Here is a 21619-nt window from a genome sequence, read left to right on the forward strand (position 1 = left end):
GGGAAGAGGGCCGGTGCGCTAGTGGTTCGGCTCGGTCGTGCCGGACGCGGCGTACGACGGGTCGGCGGAGGAGGTCTCCGGCTCGGTGGCGGGTGGCGGCGCGGTGAGTGTGTTCCGCGCGGTGGCGGTCGCGGTGGCGGTCGCCGTGGCGGTGCCCGTGGGCGGGGCGCCGGTGGTCGGGCCGGAACCGCCCTGCGTGGCCGGGGGCCGGGAGGTCTCCGTGGCCCCGCCCGGGTCCGGCGACCGGGTCGGGGACGAACTGGGCGGCGCACTCGGCGAGTCCTGCGGCGAGGGTGTCCCGGTCGGGCCCGGCACGGGGCTGACGGCGGGCCGCGGGCGGGGCGCGCTCGGCTGGTCCGTGCCCGGCGCGTGCGGCCACAGGAGCAGCCCGAGGCCGAGTCCGGCGACCGCGAGGACCGACCCGGCCGCCCGGCGCGCGGTCCGCACCCGGCGCCGGGTGCGGACGCCCGCCCGCAACCGGTCCCGGTGGGCCGTCTCGAACGCCTGGTGCTCCCGGGTGTCGTGCATCAGCCGCGTCAGCTGCCGCTCGAAGTGGTCCATGGCTTCTTCCCTCACCCCACCGGCTCGATGACGTCGGCCAGCAGCCGGCGCAGCCGGGCCACGCCGCGCGCGGCGTGGGACCGGGCCGTGCCCACCGGGCAGCCCAGGGTCTCCGCGACCTGCCGGTCCGGCAGGTCCTGGTAGTAGCGCAGCACGACGGCGGCCCGCTGCCGGGGGCTCAGCTGCGCGAGCGCCGCCTCCAGACGGGAGCGTTCGGCGACGGTCGCGGACACGTCGCCGGCCGCGGCCACCTCGGGCAGCTCCTCGACGGGCCGCTCGCCCCACCAGCGCCGGCGGGCCGAGCGGGCCGCGGCCCGCGCCAGCACCTTGCGCACGTACGCCTCCGGCGCCTCGTCGGCGACCCTCGGCCAGACGAACCACAGCTTGACCAAGGACTCCTGCAACAGGTCCTCGGCCCGATGCCGGTCCCCTCCGGTGAGCAGACGGGCCAGATGGAACAACACCGACCAGCGGGCCGCCACGAACGCGTCGTACTCACCGGCCCGAGCCTGCTCCATTCCACGGTCCCCTCGCCGGCTGTCTACACAAGGGGAAAGGCCCTGGACCCACGCGCGCGCTGCACCTCGTGGACGTGATCCCCGTCACGCGACCCGCGCGACGTGTGCCCGGTCAGGGCCGGTCGACCCGCAGCAGCAGGACGGACCGGGCCGGGACCAGGACCTCCGCACCGGCCTGGTGCACCGTGCCCGGCGCGCCGGTCTGGTCCTCGCGGGCGGTGTCGACCACGACCTCGTACGCCTCGGCCCAGGGCGCGCCCGGCAGGACGAAGCGCACCGGGCGGTCGCCCGCGTGCAGCACCGCGAGGAAGCTGTCGTCCAGGACCGGCGCGCCCCGCTCGTCCCGGCCCGGGATGTCCCGGCCCGACAGGTACATGCCGAGCGTGGCGGCGGGCGCGTACCAGTCGCCCTCGGTCATCTCCTCGCCCCGGGAGGTGAACCAGGCCAGGTCGCGCAGTCCGTCCGCCGAGGCGGCGCGGCCGGAGAAGAAGGCGCGGCGGCGCAGCACCGGGTGCCGGTGGCGCAGGGCGATCAGCCGCGAGGTGAGGTCGAACAGCGGGCGCCAGCCGGGGTCGTCCAGCAGGGACCAGTCCAGCCAGCCGATCTCGTTGTCCTGGCAGTAGGCGTTGTTGTTGCCGCGCTGGGTGCGGCCGAGTTCGTCGCCGGCCACCAGCATCGGCACACCGGTGGACAGCAGCAGGGTGGTCAGCAGGTTCCTGAGCTGCCTGCGCCGGGTGGCCCGCACCCGCTCGTCGTCGCTCTCGCCCTCGGTGCCGCAGTTCCAGGAGCGGTTGTCGTCCGTGCCGTCCCGGTTGCTCTCGCCGTTGGCCTCGTTGTGCTTGCGCTCGTACGACACCAGGTCGCGCAGGGTGAAACCGTCGTGCGCGGTGACGAAGTTGACCGAGGCGTAGGGGCGGCGGCCGCCCCAGGCGTACAGGTCGCTGGAGCCGGACAGGCGGTAGCCCATCTCCCGCACGTCGGGCAGCGCGTGGCGCCAGAAGTCCCGCACGGTGTCGCGGTAGCGGTCGTTCCACTCCGTCCACAGCGGCGGGAAGGCGCCCACCTGGTAGCCGCCGGAGCCGATGTCCCACGGCTCGGCGATCAGCTTCACCCGGCGCAGCACCGGGTCCTGGGCGATGACCGCGAGGAAGGGGGAGAGCATGTCGACGTCGTGCATCGAGCGGGCCAGCGCCGCCGCCAGGTCGAAGCGGAAGCCGTCCACCCCCATCTCGGTCACCCAGTAGCGCAGCGAGTCCGTGATCAGCCGCAGCACCTGGGGCTGGACGACGTGCAGGGTGTTGCCGCAGCCGGTGTAGTCCGCGTACCGCCGGGCGTCGCCCTGGAGGCGGTAGTAGCCGCGGTTGTCGATGCCCTTGAGGGAGAGCGTGGGCCCCAGCTCGCCCGCTTCGGCGGTGTGGTTGTAGACCACGTCCAGGATGACCTCGACGCCGGCCGCGTGCAGCGCGCGGACCATCCGCTTGAACTCGCCGACCTGGCCGCCCGTCGTCCCCGAGGCGGCGTAGGCCGCGTGCGGCGCGAAGTAGCCGATGGAGTTGTAGCCCCAGTAGTTCCTCAGGCCCCGGCGCAGCAGGTGGTCCTCGTGCGCGAACTGGTGCACGGGCAGCAGCTCCACGGCCGTGACACCCAGCTTCACCAGGTGCTCGACGGCGGCCGGGTGCGCCAGCCCCGCGTACGTGCCGCGCAGCTCCGGCGGGATGCCGGGGTGCAGCTTGGTGAAACCCCGCACGTGCAGCTCGTAGATCACCGAGTCGGCCCACGGCGTCTTGGGGCGGCGGTCGTCCTCCCAGTCGTCGTCATCGTCGACGACGACGCCCTTGGGGACGTGGGGTGCCGAGTCCCGGTCGTCGCGCACAGTGTCGGCGACGTGCTGCTCCGGCCAGTCCCGGACGTGCCCGTACACCTCGGGCGGCAGCCGGAACTCGCCGTCCACCGCGCGGGCGTACGGGTCGAGCAGCAGCTTGGCCGGGTTCCAGCGGGCGCCGGTCCACGGGTCCCAGCGGCCGTCCACCCGGTAGCCGTAGCGCTGCCCCGGCATCACGCCCGGCACGAAGCCGTGCCAGATCTCGTGCGTCAGTTCGGTCAGCGGAGCCTGGGTCTCCCGGCCCCGCTCGTCGAACAGGCACAGCCGGACCCCCTCCGCACCGGCCGCCCACAGTGCGAAGTTGGTGCCCGCGACCCCGTCCGGGCCCACCCGGAAGCGGGCCCCCAGCGGTGTCGGCGTCCCCGGCCACACGGGCGGGGACGGCGGCGTGGCACGGCGGGCGCCGCTCACCACGGCGGCCTGCTGCCCGTTCCCGGCGGCCCGCCCCTCGGCCAGTGCCCGCTGCTCGGCTGCGCTCGTCACCTGTGGCCCCTCTTCTCAGTGGCTCGCCCCGGCGGCTGCGACGCGGGCTTCGGGTGGGTCACCACGGGTGGGGAGGCTCCCCTCCGTGTCGTTCTCCCCACTGTTCTGCCCAGCGCGGGCGTCGCACTCACGTTTCCCCGGGGCGGGCACCGTCGTTGAGCCCCACGTGAGGCACGTACAAGGACGCGCACGGCGCGCGTGCGCCGCGCTGGCAGCGGCACTGACATGGGCGGGACTGCTGGCCGGGTGCACCCCGGGCGGTTCCGGTGGACTGGGCCTGGACGGGGCCCTCGGCAAGCGCCCGTCCCCCGAGGACGTCATCCGGGTCACCCCGGACGACGGGGGCAAGGACGTCCGTCCGGGTGAGCGGCTGCGGGTGCGAGTGCCCGACGGACGCCTGGAGAAGGTGAGCGTCGTCAGATCCCAGGACGCCCAGGACACCCCCGTGCCCGGGCGCATCAGCGCCGACGGGCTGACCTGGCAGCCGGACGACGGCCGGCTGGCGCTGGCCGCCAAGTACACCGTCGACGCGGTCGCGCTGGACCCCCACGGCCGCCGCTCGGCCCGGCACACCACCTTCACCACCTACGTCCCCGAGGAGCGGTTCATCGGCTACGTCACCCCGGAGAACCGGTCCACCGTCGGCACCGGGATGATCGTCTCCCTGGCCTTCAGCCGGGACATCGTGAACCGTGCCGCCGTCGAACGCGCGGTGCGGGTCACCGCGAACCCGCCGGTGGAGATCCGCCCGCACTGGTTCGGCAAGAACCGCCTGGACTTCCGCCCCGAGCGCTACTGGAAGCCCGGCACCGAGGTCACCGTCGGCCTCGGTCTGCGGGACGTCGAGGGCGCGCCCGGCGTCTACGGCCTCCAGGCCAAGACGTTCTCCTTCACCGTCGGCCGCAGCCAGACCTCGCTGGTCGACGCGGCCCAGCACATGATGGAGGTGCGGCGCGACGGCCGGCTGCTGGCCACCGTGCCGATCACCGCCGGTGCCCCCAAGAGCCCCACCTACAACGGCAAGATGGTGGTGATGGAGATGCTCGAGGTGACCCGCATGAACAGCCGCACGGTCGGCTTCGGCGGCGAGTACGACATCCCCGACGTCCCGCACGCCATGAAGCTCACCGACTCCGGCACCTTCCTGCACGGCAACTACTGGTCGCCCGACTCCCCGGGGCACGTCAACGTCAGCCACGGCTGTGTGGGTCTCATGGACGTGAAGGGCGGCGGTTCGGACACCCCGGCGGGCTGGTTCTTCGACCGCAGCCTGATCGGGGACGTCGTCGAGGTCGTCAACAGCAAGGACAAACAGGTCTCTCCCGACAATGGCCTCGGAGGCTGGAACATGGCATGGAACGAGTGGAAAGCGGGCAGTGCCGTCAAGTGACCCGGTGTGCGCCGTGGTTGCGGCCGCCGATGACGGTTGAAGTTGCGACGCAACGGTGACATTCACCTGACACCTCGCTCAAATCCCTGCGGTTAACATGCGCACACCAAATGTGGTGGGGACGGGCCTGACCTGGCCCGGCGAGGGGAGAACGAGTTGAACGTGCGGCCTATATCGGGGGCGGTGCCGGCGGGGCGCCGGGGGACGGGCCGCAAGGGGGCGGCGCTCATAGCCGGCGCCCTGCTGCTGTCGCTCACCGCCTGCGGCGGGGGCGGCGACTCCGGGGCCGGGTCCGGTTCCGGGGGCGGGAAGGACAAGGGCACCGGCACGCAGCAGGGCAAGCAGTCCACGGCCGCCGTCAGCATCCTGCCCAAGTCCGGCGCCACGGGCGTCGACACCAGCGGCGCCCTGAAGGTGAGCGTCGCCCAGGGCAGGCTGACCCAGGTCACCGTCAAGAACGCCAAGGGTGCCGAGGTCGGCGGCAGCATCACCGGCGGCGGCGCCTCCTGGACGCCGTCGACCCACCTGGCCGGCGGCACCAAGTACACGGTGCACGCGGTCGCCAAGGACTCCGAGGGCCGCGAGGCCGCCGAGGACTCCACCTTCACGACCCTCACCCCGAAGAACACCTTCGTCGGTTACTTCACCCCCGAGGACGGCTCCACCGTCGGGGTGGGCATGCCGTTCTCCGTCCGCTTCACCCGGGGCATCACCAGCCCGGCGGCCGTCGAGAAGGCCATCCGCGTCCGGACCGAGCCGGCCGTCGACGTCGAGGGCCACTGGTTCGGCAACGACCGCCTGGACTTCCGTCCCGAGAAGTACTGGAAGGCGGGCACGAAGGTCACCGTCGACCTCGACCTGGACGGGGTCGAGGGCCGCGACGGCGTCTACGGCAAGCAGCACAAGACCATCAGGTTCACCATCGGCCGCGACCAGGTCTCCGTCGTGGACGCCAAGAAGCACACGATGAAGGTCACCCAGGACGGCAAGGTCATCAAGACCATCCCGGTCACCACCGGCAAGCCCGGCTACGACACCTGGAACGGCCAGATGGTCATGAGCGAGAAGCTCGCCGTGACCCGCATGAACGGCGAGACCGTCGGCTACGGCGGCGAGTACGACATCAAGGACGTGCCGCACGCCATCCGCCTGACCGACTCCGGCACCTTCATCCACGGCAACTACTGGGGCGGCGGCGCCTTCGGCAACTACAACGCCAGCCACGGCTGCGTGGGCCTGCGCGACGTGCGCGGCGGCTACGACAAGAGCGTCCCGGCGGCCTGGTTCTTCAACCACTCCATGGTCGGTGACGTGGTGGTCGTCAAGCACTCCCACGACCGCACCGTGGACCCGGCCAACGGCCTCAACGGCTGGAACATGTCCTGGGCCGACTGGAAGAAGTGAGTCCCGAGGAGTGGGCGGGCCCGGTGCTGTGAGGAACGGCACCGGGCCCGCCCGCGTTAGTCCCCGTTAACCTGCTCCCCATGACCGTCTCTCTCGAAGTCGCCGCAGGTGTCGGAACGCTGCGCCTGGACCGTCCGCCGATGAACGCGCTGGACGTGGCCACGCAGGACCGGCTGAAGGAACTCGCCGAGGAGGCCACGCGCCGCGAGGACGTGCGCGCCGTGGTGATCTACGGCGGGGAGCGGGTGTTCGCGGCGGGTGCGGACATCAAGGAGATGCAGGCCATGGACCACACCGCGATGGTCCTGCGCGCCCGCGCCCTGCAGGACTCCTTCACCGCCGTCGCCCGCATCCCCAAGCCCGTCGTCGCCGCCGTCACCGGCTACGCGCTCGGCGGCGGCTGCGAGCTGGCCCTGTGCGCCGACTTCCGCATCGCCGCGGAGAACGCCAAGCTGGGCCAGCCGGAGATCCTGCTCGGGCTGATCCCGGGCGCCGGCGGCACCCAGCGGCTGTCCCGGCTGGTCGGCCCCTCCAAGGCCAAGGACCTCATCTTCACCGGCCGTCAGGTCAAGGCCGACGAGGCGCTCGCGATCGGCCTGGTGGACCGGGTCGTCCCGGCCGCCGAGGTGTACGAGCAGGCGTACGCCTGGGCCGCGAAGCTCGCCCAGGGGCCGGCGATCGCGCTGCGCGCGGCGAAGGAGTCCATCGACACCGGTCTGGAGACCGACATCGACACCGGTCTCGCCGTCGAGCGGAACTGGTTCGCGGGCCTGTTCGCCACCGAGGACCGTGAGCGGGGCATGCGCAGCTTCGTCGAGGAGGGCCCGGGCAAGGCCAAGTTCCTCTGAACTCGCCGGGAAATCCTCCCCGTATCCCTTGCAATTGACGAGTCGTCTCATCCGGGGTCCCTCGATGGGGCGGTTTATGGGAGCCTTAACGCACCCTTAAGCCTGCCTCGTCGAGGGAGCCTGTCGATTGCCCGAAAGTGAGCCGTCGCCGCAGGTCAGCCGGGCTCTCGTCGACCCCGGTATGCCGTCGGCATATGCCGATCGACCCGATACCGACACAGGCGCACAGGGGGCGTATTCCTCCGGAACGGCCACGGAGGCGGCTCAGGGCGGCCATCATGGGGGCATGGCGGGGCTGGAGGGCATCGAACAGCCGCGGGGACACAGCCGTGCGGCCGCGGCGCGCTGGTCGCCCGCGGTCGAGGACGAACGAGCGCTCAAGGCACTCGAACTGTTCGGCAACCCGACGGAGGCCGAGGTCCCGCTGCCGTCCCGCCCCGAATCCGCGGCGACCGCGCGCCGGCTGGCCCAGGTCGTCGTCCTGCGCCAGTGGGGGCTGACCCCCAAGATGACCGAGGACGCGGTCCTGCTCGTCTCCGAACTCGTCGGCAACGCCGTACGGCACACCGGGGCCCGGGTGTTCGGCCTCCGCATGCGCCGCCGCCGCGGCTGGATCCGCGTCGAGGTCCGCGACCCCTCCCGCGGGCTGCCGTGCCTGATGCCGGTTCAGGAGATGGACGTGAGCGGCCGCGGCCTGTTCCTGGTGGACAAGCTGTCCGACCGCTGGGGCGTCGACCTCTTACCGCGCGGCAAGACCACCTGGTTCGAGATGCGGGTGGGCGACCGCTAGCACCCCCCGTCCCACCGGCCCCGGCGCGCACCTCGGGGCCCGTTCCGTCACCGCGACCCGCAAATATCCCCAGAATGGGGCAATCGGCGGTTTTCTTACCTGACGCCCCTTAAATGGTGCGGGTGACCACGACCAACCGACGCGGAGTGCTGCGCGCGGGTGCCGGGCTCGTCGCCGGGGGCGCGCTCGCCGCCGGATGCGGAAGCGGCCCGGACACCCCGCCCGCCGCCGAGACGTCCGCGTCCGCCCCGACCGCCGACACGTCCGGCCGGCCCACGGCCACCGCCCGGACCGCGCGCACCGCCCGCACCGCCCCCGCACCCCGCGCCTACGCCGGGCAGCCCGCCCAGATCACCCACGGCCCACGCACCCGTCCCCAGGTCGCCCTCACCTTCCACGGCCAGGGCGACCCCCATTTCGCCGAGTCCCTGCTCAGTACGGCCGAACAGCGCGGCGCCCGGCTCACCGTGCTCGCCGTCGGCACCTGGCTGGACGAACACCCCACCCTCGCCCGCCGCATCCTCGACGGCGGCCACGACCTCGGCAACCACACCCAGCGGCACGTCGCCGTCAACGCCATGGCCGAGGCCGAGGCCCGCCGGGAGATCACCGACTGCGCCGAACGCCTGAAGCGGCTCACCGGTTCCATCGGCACCTGGTTCCGGCCCTCCCGCTCCCCGACCGCCTCCCCGCTGGTCGCCGGGCTCGCCCGGGCCGCGGGCTACCCGCACGTGCTCTCCTACGACGTCGACTCGCTCGACTACACCCGTCCCGGCGCCGACGCCGTCACCCGCAAGGTCATGGCCGAGGTGCGCGCGGGATCGGTGGTGAGCCTGCACTTCGGCTACCCGGACACGGTCGCCGCCCTCCCCGCCGTACTCCACGAACTCGACCGGCGCCGGCTGCGCGCGGTCACCACCACGGAGCTGCTGAGCTGATGCAACCCACACGAGCCGCCCGCCTCCTGGCCGCCGGAGCCGCCCTGACCGCCCTGACGCTGCTCTCCGCGTGCGGGAGCGGCACCCAGCACCGCGAGGACGAGGCCCTCGCCAGCAAGCCGCCCATCCAGCCGCAGCTGAGGAAGCAGCAGGTGGACGTGTTGCCCGGGATGCCCCCGGTGCAGGACGCGACCGACCTCTACGCCGCGGACCGCCCGGGCCGGCTCTCACCCGTCGTCAAGGACTTCCCCTCCCGGGTCTACGTTCCGAACACCAACTCGAACACCGTCACCGTCATCGACCCGGCGACCTACCGGGTGCTGGAGACCATCCCGGTCGGCCATCAGCCACAGCACGTGGTGCCGTCCTGGGACCTGAAGACCCTCTGGGTCAACAACGACCTCGGCAACAGCCTCACCCCCATCGACCCGAGCACCGGGAAGGCCGGCAAACCGGTCGACGTGCACGACCCGTACAACCTGTACTTCACCCCCGACGGCCGGTACGCCGTCGTCATGGCGTCCAAGGACCGCCAGCTCGTCTTCCGCGACGCGCACACCATGAAGATCGCCAAGACCGTGCCCGTGAGCTGCTCCGGCGTCAACCACGCCGACTTCTCCATCGACGGCAAGTACTTCATCGTCTCCTGCGAGTTCAGCGGCGAACTGCTCAAGGTCGACACGGCGCGGATGGAGGTCGTCGCCCAGCAGAAGCTGCCGTACAAGGGCGCCATGCCCCAGGACGTCAAGATCTCCCCGGACGGCAAGCTGTTCTACATCGCCGACATGATGGCCGACGGCGTGTGGATCCTGAACGGGGACACCTTCGACCAGCCGAAGCTGCTCCGGACCGGCAAGGGCGCCCACGGGCTGTACGTCAGCCGGGACTCCCGGGAGATGTACATCTCCAACCGGGGCGAGGGCACCATCTCCCTGTTCGACTTCCCCCGGAACCGGCTCACCAAGAAGTGGCGGCTGCCCGGCGGCGGCAGCCCAGACATGGGCGGCGTCTCGGCGGACGGCAAGGTGCTGTGGCTCTCCGGCCGCTACAACTCCGAGGTGTACGCCATCGACACCCGCACCGGCACCGAACTGGCCCGCATCAAGGTCGGCAGCGGCCCGCACGGCCTCGCCGTCTACCCGCAGCCGGGCCGCTACTCACTCGGCCACACCGGCGTCTTCCGCTGAACCTGCCGCCGGACCCCCGCCGGCCGGCACCCGGCCGAGCAGCAGCGCCTCCGCGCCCACCGCGCGGTAACCCGCCGCCTGGAACGCCCGCATGCTGCGGGCGTTCCCCGGCGAGACCTGCGCCCACACCGGCTCCGCCGCGAGCTGCCGGGCCGCCGTCACCAGCGCCCGGCCCAGCCCCCGGTGCCGGGCGCCGTCGTCCACCTCGACGGACACCTCCAGCCGGCCGCCGACCCCGCGGCCCATGACCAGCACCCCGCCGTCCGCCGTCCACACCCGCACCGCGTCGCGCCGCCGGCGGGCGTAGCGGACCCGGGGGTGGCCGGCGTCCTCGATCTCCCGCAGCGCGAGCGGCGGCCGGCCCGGCAGGGGCGCGCCGACCAGCAGCGCGTCGACGGTCTCGGCCCCGCGCCCGGTACGGGCCATGAGGGAGGCGAGGAAGAGCGGGTTCAGCGGCGCGGCGAGCGGGTCGCAGTCCACGGCGGCCAGGGCGCCGCGCACCCAGCCCGGGTCCTCGTCCGTGAAGACCACGGAGTGCGCGGTGAAGGCGAGCACCCCCGCGTCCCGCGGGCAGTGCTGCGGTACGACCGTCGTCCGGCCGTCCGCCGGCGGGAAGACGCCCCGCGCCGCCGCGTCGAGTACGTCCCGCAAGGTCTCCACCACCGCGCCCCTCCGCTCGCATCGGCCGCCGCCGGCCGGCGGCCCCAGACTCGCAGACGTGATCGACGACGGCACCCGACTTCTCCCCGTCCGGGTGGCCGCGGTACGGGACGTGCGCGGGGGCCGTTAATCTGACCAGCGTCAGTACGCCAGCACGGCATGAGCAACACGAACAAAAAGGGGCGGATCGGTGGCGGACATCGAGGAAGCACGCAAGCAGTTCCAGCGGATCGACGCGGACGGTGACGGGTTCATCACCGCCGCCGAGTTCAAGTCCGCGCTGGCCCAGCAGGGTGACTGGAACGTCACCGACACGGTGGCCGAGGCCATCATCAGGACCCGCGACCTCAACGGCGACAAGGTGCTGTCGTTCGACGAGTTCTGGGCCTACCTGGACAAGTGACCGTCAGGCAGGGGTGCCGTCCCGTACGGAGGGCACCCCTGACCCGGCCGTCCCCTAGGACGCGGCCCAGGCGCGCAGCGCGGCCTTGGAGGAGAACGCGGCCACGTCCTTGTCGTGCGGCTCGCTGCTGTACTGGTGGAAGCGCCACGCGGCCTTGATCCGGGGCTTGCCCGCGGTCACGTAGTCCGCGATCCACAGGCCGTCCCCGGCGTACGAGGTGACGTCCTTGTTCAGCCAGTAGTCCCGGTTGGTGTACAGCAGGACCTTGTTGTGCGGCCGCAGCGCCCGCACCTTGTGGATGAACAGGTCCTTCTCCGCGTTGCTCGCGTGCGTGCCGTCGCCGGTGGTCTCCCAGTCGACGGCGAGCAGGTCGCCCCCCTTCTCCGGGGCGTGCGAGACGAAGTACTCGGCCTGGGCGCCGATGTCACCCGGCCACAGGAAGTGGTAGAAGCCGACGACCAGTCCCGCGTCGCGGCCCCTCTTGGCCTGCGCGGCAAGTCTCGGGTTGACGTACGAACGCCCCTCCGTCGCCTTGATGAAGACGAAGGAGAGGCCGTCCGTGTCGTACGACGAGGACTGGAACGCGCTGACGTCGATGCCGTGGAGCATGGGGGGACTCCCTGAGTGCCGGTGGGGAGACAGGAGTTGACTGATATATGCCCACCCTGGCACGGGCGATCCGTCCGCGTGGCCGGAATCCTCAGCCCCGGTCCGTCACCGCGCCCAGCACCGACGCCGGCTTGGCCGACCAGTCCGAGGTGATGAGGCTGGCGTGGTCCCCGGCCAGCAGTGCCAGCCGGGCGGCGACCTCGGCGTCCGTGGGGTTCGTGGCGGAGATCGCCGGGGAGACGCCGTCGGCGCCGGTGGCGATCAGGATGTAGTGGTTCGCCGAATAGAACGACGTGTCGTACCCGTTGTTCACGTACGCGGCCGCGTCACCGTCGAAGAAGACGAACCAGGGGCGGATCGAGGCGTCGTAGCGGCTGGTGCGCGGGTCCCCGTTCGCGGCCCCCAGCACCGCCGGGAAGGCCTGCGCCCGGCCGATGTTCCCGGCCGCGTACAGGTCGCGCAGGTGCTCGCCGTACTCCTTGTCCGTCCAGTAGTGGTCGAACGGGTTGGACTGCTCGACCGTGCCCGGGATCAGCTCGAAGAGGAACTTGCCGCGCAGGGAGTCGCGGGCGGGCCAGGCGTCGGCCCGGGCCGCCGCGTCCAGGGAGGAGTAGGTGCCGCCGAGCAGGTCGGCCGGCTTGAAGACGCTGTCGCCGAGCTTCTGCGAGACCAGCGTGTCGAACTCGGCCGGGCCCAGACCGGCGTTGTTGTTGAACCCCACCTTCATCTCGACCTTGAACACGATCGGCGGGTGGTCGGGGTGGAGCTGGTTCCAGGCCGCGATGTTGTCCAGGCAGCCGCCGAGGTCCTGGTTGCGGCTCTTGCTGTACAGGTCGCCGGGCGTCTTGGCGGCCTCGCAGTTGTTGTCGTTGCCGAGCGGGTTGCTGTGGCTCACCCGCCACCGGTGGGTGAGGCTGTCGACGTACACGTCCAGTTCGAGCAGCGAGGCGCCGGAGTCCAGCGCCTGGGCGAAGTACGTGTACTTCGCCTTGTCGTACGCGTTGTGCGTCCCGATCGCCGTCGTCCGGGAGAACTTCGGCGACGCCGCCCGGGCGTGCCCCGGCACCGCCACCACCATCACGGCCACACCCACCAGCGCCGCCAGCCGTCTCACCACGCGCATGACTCAACTCCCCTATGCCGTCACGGACTTGGCCGCAGACTAGGGGTAGTTGATTACTGCTCGGTAGCCCTTGGAAGGACAGAGGGGGACGAGAGCGGCCGTCCCCAGGCGCCGGGCGTCAGCACTCGATGATGTTCACCGCGAGCCCGCCGCGGGCCGTCTCCTTGTACTTGACGGACATGTCGGCGCCGGTGTCCTTCATGGTCTTGATGACCTTGTCCAGGGACACCTTGTGCGAGCCGTCGCCGCGCATCGCCATCTTCGCCGCGGTGACCGCCTTGACCGCGGCCATGCCGTTGCGCTCGATGCAGGGGATCTGGACCAGGCCGCCGACCGGGTCGCAGGTCAGGCCGAGGTTGTGCTCCATGCCGATCTCGGCCGCGTTCTCCACCTGCTCGGGGGAGCCACCGAGCACCTCGGCCAGCGCGCCGGCGGCCATGGAGCAGGCCGAGCCGACCTCGCCCTGGCAGCCGACCTCGGCACCGGAGATGGAGGCGTTCTCCTTGAAGAGCATGCCGATGGCGCCGGCCGCGAGGAGGAAGCGGACCACGCCGTCCTCGTCGGCGCCGGGCACGAAGTTGATGTAGTAGTGCAGGACGGCGGGGATGATGCCCGCGGCGCCGTTCGTCGGGGCGGTCACCACCCGGCCGCCGGCCGCGTTCTCCTCGTTCACCGCCATCGCGTAGAGCGTGATCCACTCCATGGCGTGGGCCAGCGCGTCGCCCTCGGCGCGCAGCTGGCGGGCCGAGACGGCCGCCCGGCGGCGCACCTTCAGGCCGCCGGGCAGGATGCCCTCGCGGGACATGCCCCGCTGGACGCACTCGCGCATGACCCGCCAGATCTCCAGCAGACCCGCGCGTATCTCGTCCTCCGTGCGCCAGGCCCGCTCGTTCTCCAGCATCAGCGAGGAGATGGACAGGCCCGTCTCCTTGGTCAGGCGCAGCAGCTCGTCACCGGTACGGAAGGGGTACTTCAGCACCGTGTCGTCCAGTACGATGCGGTCCGCGCCGACCGCGTCCTCGTCCACGACGAAGCCGCCGCCGACCGAGTAGTACGTCTTGGTGAGCAGCTCGGCGCCCGAGGCGTCGTGCGCCCAGATCGTCATGCCGTTGGCGTGGTACGGGAGCGCCTTGCGGCGGTGCAGCACCAGGTCGTCGTCGAAGGAGAACGCGATCTCGTGCTCGCCGAGGACCGACAGCCGGCCCGACGCCTTGATGGCCGCCACCCGTTCGTCGGCGCCCTCCACGTCGACCGTGCGCGGCGAGGCGCCCTCAAGGCCGAGCAGCACCGCCTTCGGGGTGCCGTGGCCGTGGCCGGTCGCGCCGAGCGAGCCGTACAGCTCGCAGCGCACGGAGGCGACGGAACCGAGCAGGTCCTCGTTGCGCAGGCGGCGGGCGAACATACGGGCCGCGCGCATCGGGCCGACCGTGTGCGAACTCGACGGGCCGATGCCGATCGAGAACAGGTCGAAGACCGAGATGGCCACGGGGACTCCTCTGGAACGGGGGTGGTGCGAAAAAGGGGCGGTGCGGGGGTGGGCACCTGCCCGGTACCGCGCACACCTTCCCTTTCCAGTGTGCGGGGTACCGGGCGTTACGGACCTACTTGTTCAGACCCGGGTACAGCGGGTGCTTGCCGGCGAGCGCCTCGACGCGCGCCTTGAGCGCCTCGACCTCGGCGCCCTCGAAGGGGGACGGCGCCTTCAGCGTCTCCGCGATCACGTCCGCGACCTCGGCGAAGTCCTCGGCCGAGAAGCCGCGGGTGGCCAGGGCGGGCGTACCGATCCGCAGGCCCGAGGTGACCATCGGGGGGCGCGGGTCGTTCGGGACCGCGTTGCGGTTGACCGTGATGCCGACCTCGTGCAGCCGGTCCTCGGCCTGCTGGCCGTCCAGCTCCGACTCGCGCAGGTCCACCAGGATCAGGTGCACGTCGGTGCCGCCGGACAGCACGTTCACACCGGCCTCGCGCGCGTCGGCCGCCGTCAGCCGTTCGGCGAGGATGCGCGCACCCTCTACCGTACGGCGCTGGCGCTCCTTGAAGTCCTCCGAGGCGGCGACCTTGAAGGAGACGGCCTTCGCCGCGATCACGTGCTCCAGCGGACCGCCCTGGAAGCCCGGGAAGACCGAGGAGTTCAGCTTCTTCGCGAAGGCCTTCTTCGCCAGGATGACGCCGCCGCGCGGCCCGCCCAGGGTCTTGTGCGTCGTGGAGGTGACCACGTCGGCGTACGGCACCGGGTTCGGGTGCAGACCGGCGGCGACCAGGCCGGCGAAGTGGGCCATGTCGACCCACAGGAACGCCTCGACCTCGTCGGCGATCCGGCGGAACTCGGCGAAGTCGAGCTGCCGGGGGTACGCCGACCAGCCCGCGATGATCACCTTGGGGCGGTGCTCCTTGGCGAGCCGCTCGACCTCGGCCATGTCGACCAGGCCGGCGTCGTCCACGTGGTAGGCGACCACGTCGAACTGCTTGCCGGAGAAGTTCAGGCGCATGCCGTGGGTCAGGTGACCGCCGTGCGCCAGGTCCAGGCCGAGGATGGTGTCCCCGGGCTGGGCCAGCGCGAACAGGGCCGCCTGGTTGGCGGAGGCGCCGGAGTGGGGCTGCACGTTGGCGTACTCGGCGCCGAACAGCTCCTTGATCCGGTCGATGGCGATCTGCTCGGCGACGTCGACGTGCTCGCAGCCGCCGTAGTAGCGGCGGCCCGGGTAGCCCTCGGCGTACTTGTTGGTGAGGACCGAACCCTGGGCCTCCATCACCGCGAGCGGCGCGAAGTTCTCGGAGGCGATCATCTCCAGGGTCGACTGCTGGCGGTGCAGCTCGGCGTCGACCGCGGCGGCGATCTCCGGGTCCAGCTCGTGCAGGGACGTGTTCAGGACGGTCATACGGCTACGACTCCTCAGCCGGCGTTCTGGGCGGTGTACTCGTCGGCGGAGAGCAGGTCGGCCGGCTCGTCCGTGACGCGCACCTTGAACAGCCAGCCGCCCTCGAAGGGAGCCGAGTTCACCAGGGACGGGTCGTTGACGACGTCCTCGTTGATCTCGGTGATCTCGCCGCTGACCGGCGAGTACAGGTCCGAGACCGACTTGGTCGACTCCAGCTCACCGCAGGTCTCGCCCGCCTCGACGGTGGAGCCGACCTCGGGGAGCTGGGCGTAGACCACATCGCCGAGCGCGTTGGCCGCGAACTCGGTGATGCCGACCGTCGACACGCCGTTCTCGGCGGCCGACAGCCACTCGTGCTCCTTGCTGTAGCGCAGCTGCTGGGGGTTGCTCATGGCCTGAATTCTCCTGTACGCGCGGGAGTGCTGATGAAGGGGGGACTGCCGGACCTGCCGGGAGGCAGGCGGATGTGCGCAGGGTCACGCCGTGCTGACGGACCGCGCCCAGTGTCTACTTCTGGCGCTTGTAGAACGGCAGTGCCACGACCTCGAAGGGCTCGTGGCTGCCGCGGATGTCCACGCCGACGCCCTCGGTGCCCGGCGCGGCGTGCGCCGCGTCGACGTACGCCATGGCGATCGGCTTGCCCAGGGTGGGGGAGGGGGCGCCGGAGGTGACCTCGCCGATCACCGCGCCGCCGGAGACGACGGCGAACCCGGCCCGCGGGATGCGGCGGCCCTCGGCGACGAGGCCGACCAGGACGCGCGGCGGGTTCTGCTCGGCCCGGGCGGCGGCCTCGGCCAGCGCCTCGCGGCCGACGAAGTCGCCCTCCTTCTCGAACTTCACCACCCGGCCGAGACCGGCGTCGAACGGCGTCAGCGCGGTGGTCAGCTCGTGCCCGTACAGCGGCATGCCCGCCTCCAGGCGCAGCGTGTCCCGGCAGGACAGACCGCACGGCACCAGGCCGACGCCCTCGCCGGCCTTGGTCAGCGCCTGCCAGAGCTCGACCGCGTGCTCGGGCTTCACGAACAGCTCGAAGCCGTCCTCGCCGGTGTAGCCGGTGCGGGCGATCAGCGCGGGGACGCCGGCGACGGTGCCCGGCAGACCCGCGTAGTACTTCAGGCCGTCCAGGTCGGCGTCCGTGAGCGACTTCAGGATGCCGGGGGACTCCGGGCCCTGGACCGCGATCAGCGCGTAGGCGTCGCGGTCGTCGCGCACCTCGGCGTCAAAGCCCCCGGCGCGCTCGGTCAGCGCGTCCAGCACCACCTGGGCGTTGGAGGCGTTGGCCACGACCATGTACTCGGTCTCGGCGAGCCGGTAGACGATCAGGTCGTCCAGGATGCCGCCGTCGGCCTGGCAGATCATGGTGTAGCGGGCCCGCCCGACACCGACGGAGGCGATGTTGCCGACCAGGGCGTGGTTCAGCAGGGCCGCGGCGCCGGCGCCCGTCACGGTGATCTCGCCCATGTGGGAGAGGTCGAAGAGGCCGGCCCTGGTGCGTACCGCGACGTGCTCGTCGCGCTCGGAGCCGTAGCGCAGGGGCATGTCCCAGCCGGCGAAGTCGGTCATCGTCGCACCGAGCGAGCGGTGGAGGGCGTCCAGCGCGGTGTGACGGAGTTCGGAACTGCTCATCGGTCGGTCGTCTCCCAGGGCGATGGGGTCCCCCCGTGCGAGCGCAGCCGAGCAGGGGGAAGGCGAGGTCGTTCCTCCCCATCTGTCATCGGAACCTGAGAGGTTCGCCATGATCCCCGCGAGGGGTGGTCACGGCTTGCACCTTGGGTGGGGCCGCTGTCGCAGCGACCCGCTTTTCAGATGTGCCTCGCCCGCGCGGTAACGGTGCCTGAGAGATTCAAGGGAGGGACTTGCTCCTTCGGCGTCCCAGCGAACAGGGCTGGGAACTCTCCCGCGCGGATTCAAACGGCCGGTATGCAGTTGGCGGGCACATCATTGCACGCCAGGCCCCCGCCCGTCAGGGCCCGCATCTGTAACCGACCTGTGGCAGTACGCGTACCGAACCGCGGGAGCCGACGCATTACCTTCTCTTTAACGTCGCAGGGCAGGGGATCCGCCGAGCCCCAGGGGGAGGACGATGACGGTGAACAGGACCACGGTCCATCTCACCACCGCGGGCGTCGCGGTGCCGGGACAGCCCTCCGCGCCGGCCCTCGAGCACCGCGCCGGGCGCCCCGTGGCCGCCGTGCGCGACCTGCGCGAGCGCGCCGGTCACGGCCCGCGCGCCCTGCTCTTCGGGCCGCGCGACGTGGTGGTGGTCACCGGCCTGCCCGGCAGCGGCAAGTCCACCCTGATGCGCCGCGCGGTCCCCGGGCCGCGCGTCGACTCCCAGGACACCCGTGACCGCTGGGACGCCCGGATGCCCCGCGCGCTGCCCTACGCGCTCTACCGCCCCTTGGTCCGCCTCGCGCACTACGCGGGGCTGCGCCGCGCCCTGCGCTCCGGCGGGGGCCTCGTGGTGCACGACTGCGGCACCCAGTCCTGGGTGCGCGCCTGGCTCGCCCGCGAGGCCCGCCGCCGGGGCGGCACCCTGCACCTGGTCCTGCTCGACGTGCCGGCCGGGACGGCCGAGGAGGGGCAGCGCGAGCGCGGCCGCGCGGTCTCCCGGTACGCCTTCCGCCGGCACCGGCGCACCACCTCCCGGCTGCTGCGCGCCGTGGAGCGCGGCGAGCCGCCCGCGGGCTGCGGCTCGGCGGTGCTGCTCGACCGCGCCGCGGTGGACGTCCTGCGGCGCATCGACTTCACCGGCTGATCGGGCCCTGGCCCGTCACAGGCACCCGCTAGCCTTCTGATCCACAGGCACGGTTCCCAGCAGGCGGTAGGCAGATGGACTTCCCGGCGGACATTCCCGCGGACTTCCCGGCACAGGCGCACCCCCACCCGCACGGCGGTTGGCCCGGCAACGAGCTGGAGGAGGTGCTCTCGGCCTCCCTCGGCATACCCACGGCCGGCGGGCGGATCATCGAGGTGCTGGGCCGCAGCTTCGTCTGGATCCCGCTGCCCAACGGCGGCGGCCCGCACAGCGGCCCGCTCGACCTGCCCACCATGGAGATCGACGGCCAGGTGTTCGTCCCGGTCTTCAGCTCCGAGGAGCAGCTGCGCCAGGCGGCCGGCCCCCACATGTCGTACACCGTCGCCCCCGCGGTGGAGTTCGCCCGCGGCCTGCCTCCGCAGGCCGGGATCGCGCTGAACCCCGGCGGCGTGGTGGGCGTGCCGCTGCCGCCCGAGGCGGTCGCCGAGGTGTGCCGCTCCGGCCGCACCCCGCTCGACGGTCCCGCCACGGGCGGCCGGGTCCGCCTCTTCGAGCCCGACTGGCAGGACGACCCGGTCGACTTCCTCGCCGCGGCCGCCGCCGAGTTCGCCGGGACCGGCGTCGTCGTCACCGCCCGCCGCTGCCTCGCGGCGATCGAGACGGCCGACCCGGTCATGTTCGTCGGGGTGGAACTCTCCCAGTGGGAGGGCGACCTGCGCGCGCTGCCCCTGGAGGCCCTCGGCCGGGCCCTCGGCAAAGTCCCGGTCAAGTGGCCGGTCAACCTGGTCCTCCTGGACGTCGCCCAGGACCCGGTCGGCGACTGGCTGAAGACCCACGTCCGGCCCTTCTACCAGTACGGCCACTAGAAGCCGGCGCGGCCGCGGCGGACCCGGAGGGGCGCGGGGAACCGCGCGAGACCCCACCACACGCCCGCACGCGCGCAGGAGCACGGGGCCTCGAGCCGCCGGGCGCTTAAGCTGTCTCCACACGCGGGCCACTCCACGAAGAAGGGCATGACAGGTGAGCGCGAGCCCAAGCGGCAGCGTCGAGCACATGCTGCGCCAGGTCACCCCCGGGCGGTACGACGCCTACGAGGCACTGCTGCGCGCCCTCGCCACCCCTTCCTCCGGGCAGATCTGGATGCTCCTGTGGCACGGCCAGGGCGGGTCGCCCGACGCCCAGTACGGGAACATGGAGGTCGACGGGGTCAGCTACGCCCCCTGTGTGACCTCCGCGCAGGAACTCTCGGCGAGCGGCTGGAACCGCTCCTACGAGGTGGTCGACGGGCTGGACGTCGCCCGCACCCTCTACCCGGACCACTACGGCCTGTGGCTCAACCCGCACGCCCCGGGCGGCGGCGTCGGCGTCCCCTGGCCTGACCTGCGCCGTATCGCCACCGGCCTGGACCGCCAGCCCGCCGGACCCCTGAGCCTGTCGGAACCGGGCATCGAGGTCGCCCAGTTCTACGCGCTGCTCGCGCAGAACGCCCACCGCACCCCCGCCCTGCGCGCGCTGCGCCGCGCCTGGGTGCAGCCCGCGCTCGGCGCCCCGTACCTCGCCATCGGCCTGGACGTGTACGACACCTCGCCGGCCGCGGTGGACTCGGTGCGCGCGATGATGCAGCAGTCCGTCGGAGCGGTGCCCGAGGGGCTGCCGGTGTCCACGGTCGCGATGACCGACGACTACGATCCGGTCGTGCTGTGGATGCGGGCCAACGCCCGGCCCTTCTACGACCGCGAGGCGCACGCGGCCGCGCCCCAGCTCCAGGCCCAGCCCCAGGGACCGGCCGCCGGGTACGGTTATCCGCCGGTCCACGGGGGCTACTGACCGACGGGTCCGCGCGGTCCGCCCCTTGGACCGCACGGCGGCGTCCCCGGCGAACTGCGGACTTCTTCGCGCGTAGATCAGCGCCGATTGGTCCGTATTGGCGTGAATGGTCACCCGTTGACCCAAGTGCCCCGCGTTCGCTGGCCGTTACCCGCTGATCGGATAACGGAATCCCTCGGACTGCATCACGTTTGCGCATACTTTCCCCGCCAGCTCTGGCGGGTGATCGCAACGACGCTGAAGACTCCCGACTCAGACCACAGGTGGAGAACCTGTGGTCGAGCAAGTCGACAAAGCCGCAAACCGCGGCAGGCGCAGGCCGGTCACCACCGGCGAGAGGGGTCGGGTTCACAGTGACCGCACCGATCGAGACCACCGGAGCCGAGGCCGAGACCCCGCCCGAGGCTGTGCTCGCCGGGGTCAAGAAAGCCGATATCGAGGGGCGTTCGCTCTCACGGATCGCCTGGACCCGCTTCAAGCGGGACAAGCTGGCTGTCGCGGGTGGCGTCGTCGTCATCCTGCTCGTGCTGATGGCGGTGCTCGCCAAGCCGATCGAGTGGGCGTTCGGACTGGACCCCAACCAGTTCCACCAGGACCTCATCGACCCGGCTCTGCTGGCTCCCAAGGGCAGCTGGGGCGGCATGAGTTGGAGCCACCCGCTGGGCGTGGAGCCGCAGTACGGCCGTGACATGCTCGCCCGCATCATCGAGGGTTCCTGGGTCTCGCTGCTGGTCGCCGGCGGAGCCACCCTGCTGTCCGTGATCATCGGTACCGTGCTCGGCGTGGTCGCCGGTTACTACGGCGGCTGGGTCGACAGCGCCATCAGCCGGCTGATGGACACCTTCCTGGCGTTCCCGCTGCTGCTGTTCGCCATCGCCATCTCGGCCTCGGTGCAGGACGGTTTCTTCGGGTTCAACGGCCTGTCGCTGCGCATCGGCGTGCTGATCTTCGTGATCGGCTTCTTCAGCTGGCCGTACATCGGCCGTATCGTGCGCGCCCAGACGATGAGCCTCGCGCGGCGGGAGTTCGTCGAGGCCGCCACCAGCCTGGGCGCCCGCGGCCCGTACATCCTGTTCCGCGAGCTGCTCCCCAACCTCGTCGCGCCGATCCTCGTCTACTCGACGCTGATCATCCCGACCAACATCCTCTTCGAGGCCGCGCTGAGCTTCCTCGGAGTCGGTATCGCGCCGCCGCAGGCTTCTTGGGGCGGAATGCTCAGCAATGCAGTGGATCTGTACACCGCAGATCCGCAGTTCATGTTCGTGCCCGGACTGGCGATCTTCATCACCGTCCTGGCATTCAACCTGCTGGGTGACGGGCTGCGTGACGCGCTCGACCCTCGCAGCAAGTGATCCAACG

At 71.8% G+C, this 21619-nt stretch carries 21 protein-coding genes and 1 riboswitch; of the genes, 11 read left to right on the top strand and 10 right to left on the bottom strand.

Annotated elements, in window-relative coordinates:
- Positions 1–18: 18 nt before the first annotated feature.
- The 3 genes from B446_RS39280 to glgX form a co-directional block, all read right to left on the bottom strand.
- Positions 19–561, bottom strand: a complete 543-nt coding sequence (locus tag B446_RS39280) for a hypothetical protein (protein WP_020942345.1) — start codon at positions 559–561, stop codon at positions 19–21.
- A gap of 11 nt (positions 562–572) precedes the next feature.
- Positions 573–1079, bottom strand: a complete 507-nt coding sequence (locus tag B446_RS25665) for a SigE family RNA polymerase sigma factor (RefSeq protein ID WP_020942346.1) — start codon at positions 1077–1079, stop codon at positions 573–575.
- Between the two features lie 112 nt (positions 1080–1191).
- Entirely contained in the window at positions 1192–3444 is a 2253-nt protein-coding gene (glgX, locus tag B446_RS25670) for a glycogen debranching protein GlgX (RefSeq protein WP_020942347.1), read from the bottom strand.
- A gap of 166 nt (positions 3445–3610) precedes the next feature.
- Between glgX and B446_RS25675 the strand changes: the two genes are divergently transcribed.
- The 6 genes from B446_RS25675 (at position 3611) to B446_RS25700 (ending at position 10001) form a co-directional block, all read left to right on the top strand.
- Positions 3611–4834: a L,D-transpeptidase gene (locus B446_RS25675; RefSeq protein ID WP_020942348.1), complete on the top strand. Its 1224-nt coding sequence runs from the start codon at positions 3611–3613 to the stop codon at positions 4832–4834.
- 156 nt (positions 4835–4990) lie between these two features.
- On the top strand, positions 4991–6238 hold the full coding sequence (locus tag B446_RS25680) for a L,D-transpeptidase (protein ID WP_193384497.1): 1248 nt from the start codon (positions 4991–4993) through the stop codon (positions 6236–6238).
- An 80-nt stretch (positions 6239–6318) separates the two neighbouring features.
- A complete protein-coding gene (locus B446_RS25685; RefSeq protein ID WP_020942350.1) occupies positions 6319–7086 on the top strand; it encodes an enoyl-CoA hydratase/isomerase family protein in 768 nt (255 codons plus the stop codon).
- Between the two features lie 286 nt (positions 7087–7372).
- On the top strand, positions 7373–7876 hold the full coding sequence (locus B446_RS25690; protein WP_020942351.1) for an ATP-binding protein: 504 nt from the start codon (positions 7373–7375) through the stop codon (positions 7874–7876).
- A gap of 113 nt (positions 7877–7989) precedes the next feature.
- Positions 7990–8814 carry a polysaccharide deacetylase family protein gene (locus B446_RS25695; RefSeq protein WP_043476461.1) on the top strand — a complete coding sequence of 275 codons (825 nt, stop codon included), beginning with the start codon at positions 7990–7992 and terminating at the stop codon, positions 8812–8814.
- Positions 8814–10001 carry a YncE family protein gene (locus B446_RS25700; protein ID WP_020942353.1) on the top strand — a complete coding sequence of 396 codons (1188 nt, stop codon included), beginning with the start codon at positions 8814–8816 and terminating at the stop codon, positions 9999–10001. Before B446_RS25695 ends, B446_RS25700 begins: the two co-directional genes overlap by 1 nt.
- Here B446_RS25700 and B446_RS25705 read toward each other — a convergent pair.
- Positions 9972–10661, bottom strand: coding sequence for a GNAT family N-acetyltransferase (locus B446_RS25705; protein ID WP_043479111.1), 690 nt, complete (start codon positions 10659–10661; stop codon positions 9972–9974). The two genes, B446_RS25700 and B446_RS25705, sit on opposite strands and share 30 nt — an antisense overlap.
- A gap of 190 nt (positions 10662–10851) precedes the next feature.
- Between B446_RS25705 and B446_RS25710 the strand changes: the two genes are divergently transcribed.
- Positions 10852–11064: an EF-hand domain-containing protein gene (locus B446_RS25710; RefSeq protein ID WP_020942355.1), complete on the top strand. Its 213-nt coding sequence runs from the start codon at positions 10852–10854 to the stop codon at positions 11062–11064.
- A gap of 54 nt (positions 11065–11118) precedes the next feature.
- Here the strand turns inward: B446_RS25710 and B446_RS25715 are convergent, their stop codons facing one another.
- The 6 genes from B446_RS25715 to gcvT form a co-directional block, all read right to left on the bottom strand.
- Positions 11119–11673 (bottom strand): GH25 family lysozyme, encoded by a 555-nt coding sequence (locus tag B446_RS25715; RefSeq protein ID WP_020942356.1) that lies wholly within the window; start codon positions 11671–11673, stop codon positions 11119–11121.
- A gap of 91 nt (positions 11674–11764) precedes the next feature.
- A complete protein-coding gene (locus tag B446_RS25720; RefSeq protein ID WP_020942357.1) occupies positions 11765–12796 on the bottom strand; it encodes a Ca2+-dependent phosphoinositide-specific phospholipase C in 1032 nt (343 codons plus the stop codon).
- 118 nt (positions 12797–12914) lie between these two features.
- Positions 12915–14282 (bottom strand): L-serine ammonia-lyase, encoded by a 1368-nt coding sequence (locus tag B446_RS25725; RefSeq protein ID WP_020942358.1) that lies wholly within the window; start codon positions 14280–14282, stop codon positions 12915–12917.
- A gap of 115 nt (positions 14283–14397) precedes the next feature.
- Positions 14398–15675, bottom strand: a complete 1278-nt coding sequence (gene glyA, locus B446_RS25730) for a serine hydroxymethyltransferase (protein WP_020942359.1) — start codon at positions 15673–15675, stop codon at positions 14398–14400.
- Between the two features lie 14 nt (positions 15676–15689).
- Entirely contained in the window at positions 15690–16067 is a 378-nt protein-coding gene (gcvH, locus tag B446_RS25735; RefSeq protein WP_020942360.1) for a glycine cleavage system protein GcvH, read from the bottom strand.
- A 115-nt stretch (positions 16068–16182) separates the two neighbouring features.
- Complete coding sequence (gene gcvT, locus B446_RS25740; protein ID WP_020942361.1) at positions 16183–17301, bottom strand: glycine cleavage system aminomethyltransferase GcvT; 1119 nt, start codon at positions 17299–17301, stop codon at positions 16183–16185.
- A gap of 186 nt (positions 17302–17487) precedes the next feature.
- A riboswitch (glycine riboswitch) is annotated at positions 17488–17585 on the bottom strand.
- A 173-nt stretch (positions 17586–17758) separates the two neighbouring features.
- Here gcvT and B446_RS25745 point away from each other — a divergent pair.
- The 4 genes from B446_RS25745 to B446_RS25760 all read left to right on the top strand — a co-directional run bounded on the left by B446_RS25745 (position 17759) and on the right by B446_RS25760 (position 21612).
- Positions 17759–18433, top strand: coding sequence for an AAA family ATPase (locus tag B446_RS25745; RefSeq protein ID WP_020942362.1), 675 nt, complete (start codon positions 17759–17761; stop codon positions 18431–18433).
- Between the two features lie 74 nt (positions 18434–18507).
- Complete coding sequence (locus B446_RS25750; RefSeq protein ID WP_020942363.1) at positions 18508–19299, top strand: enhanced serine sensitivity protein SseB; 792 nt, start codon at positions 18508–18510, stop codon at positions 19297–19299.
- A 187-nt stretch (positions 19300–19486) separates the two neighbouring features.
- Positions 19487–20260 (top strand): enhanced serine sensitivity protein SseB C-terminal domain-containing protein, encoded by a 774-nt coding sequence (locus B446_RS25755; RefSeq protein WP_020942364.1) that lies wholly within the window; start codon positions 19487–19489, stop codon positions 20258–20260.
- A 353-nt stretch (positions 20261–20613) separates the two neighbouring features.
- Complete coding sequence (locus tag B446_RS25760) at positions 20614–21612, top strand: ABC transporter permease (RefSeq protein ID WP_020942365.1); 999 nt, start codon at positions 20614–20616, stop codon at positions 21610–21612.
- Positions 21613–21619: the final 7 nt, after the last annotated feature.

The sequence above is a fragment of the Streptomyces collinus Tu 365 genome (assembly GCF_000444875.1).
GTDB classification, from domain to species: domain Bacteria; phylum Actinomycetota; class Actinomycetes; order Streptomycetales; family Streptomycetaceae; genus Streptomyces; species Streptomyces collinus_A.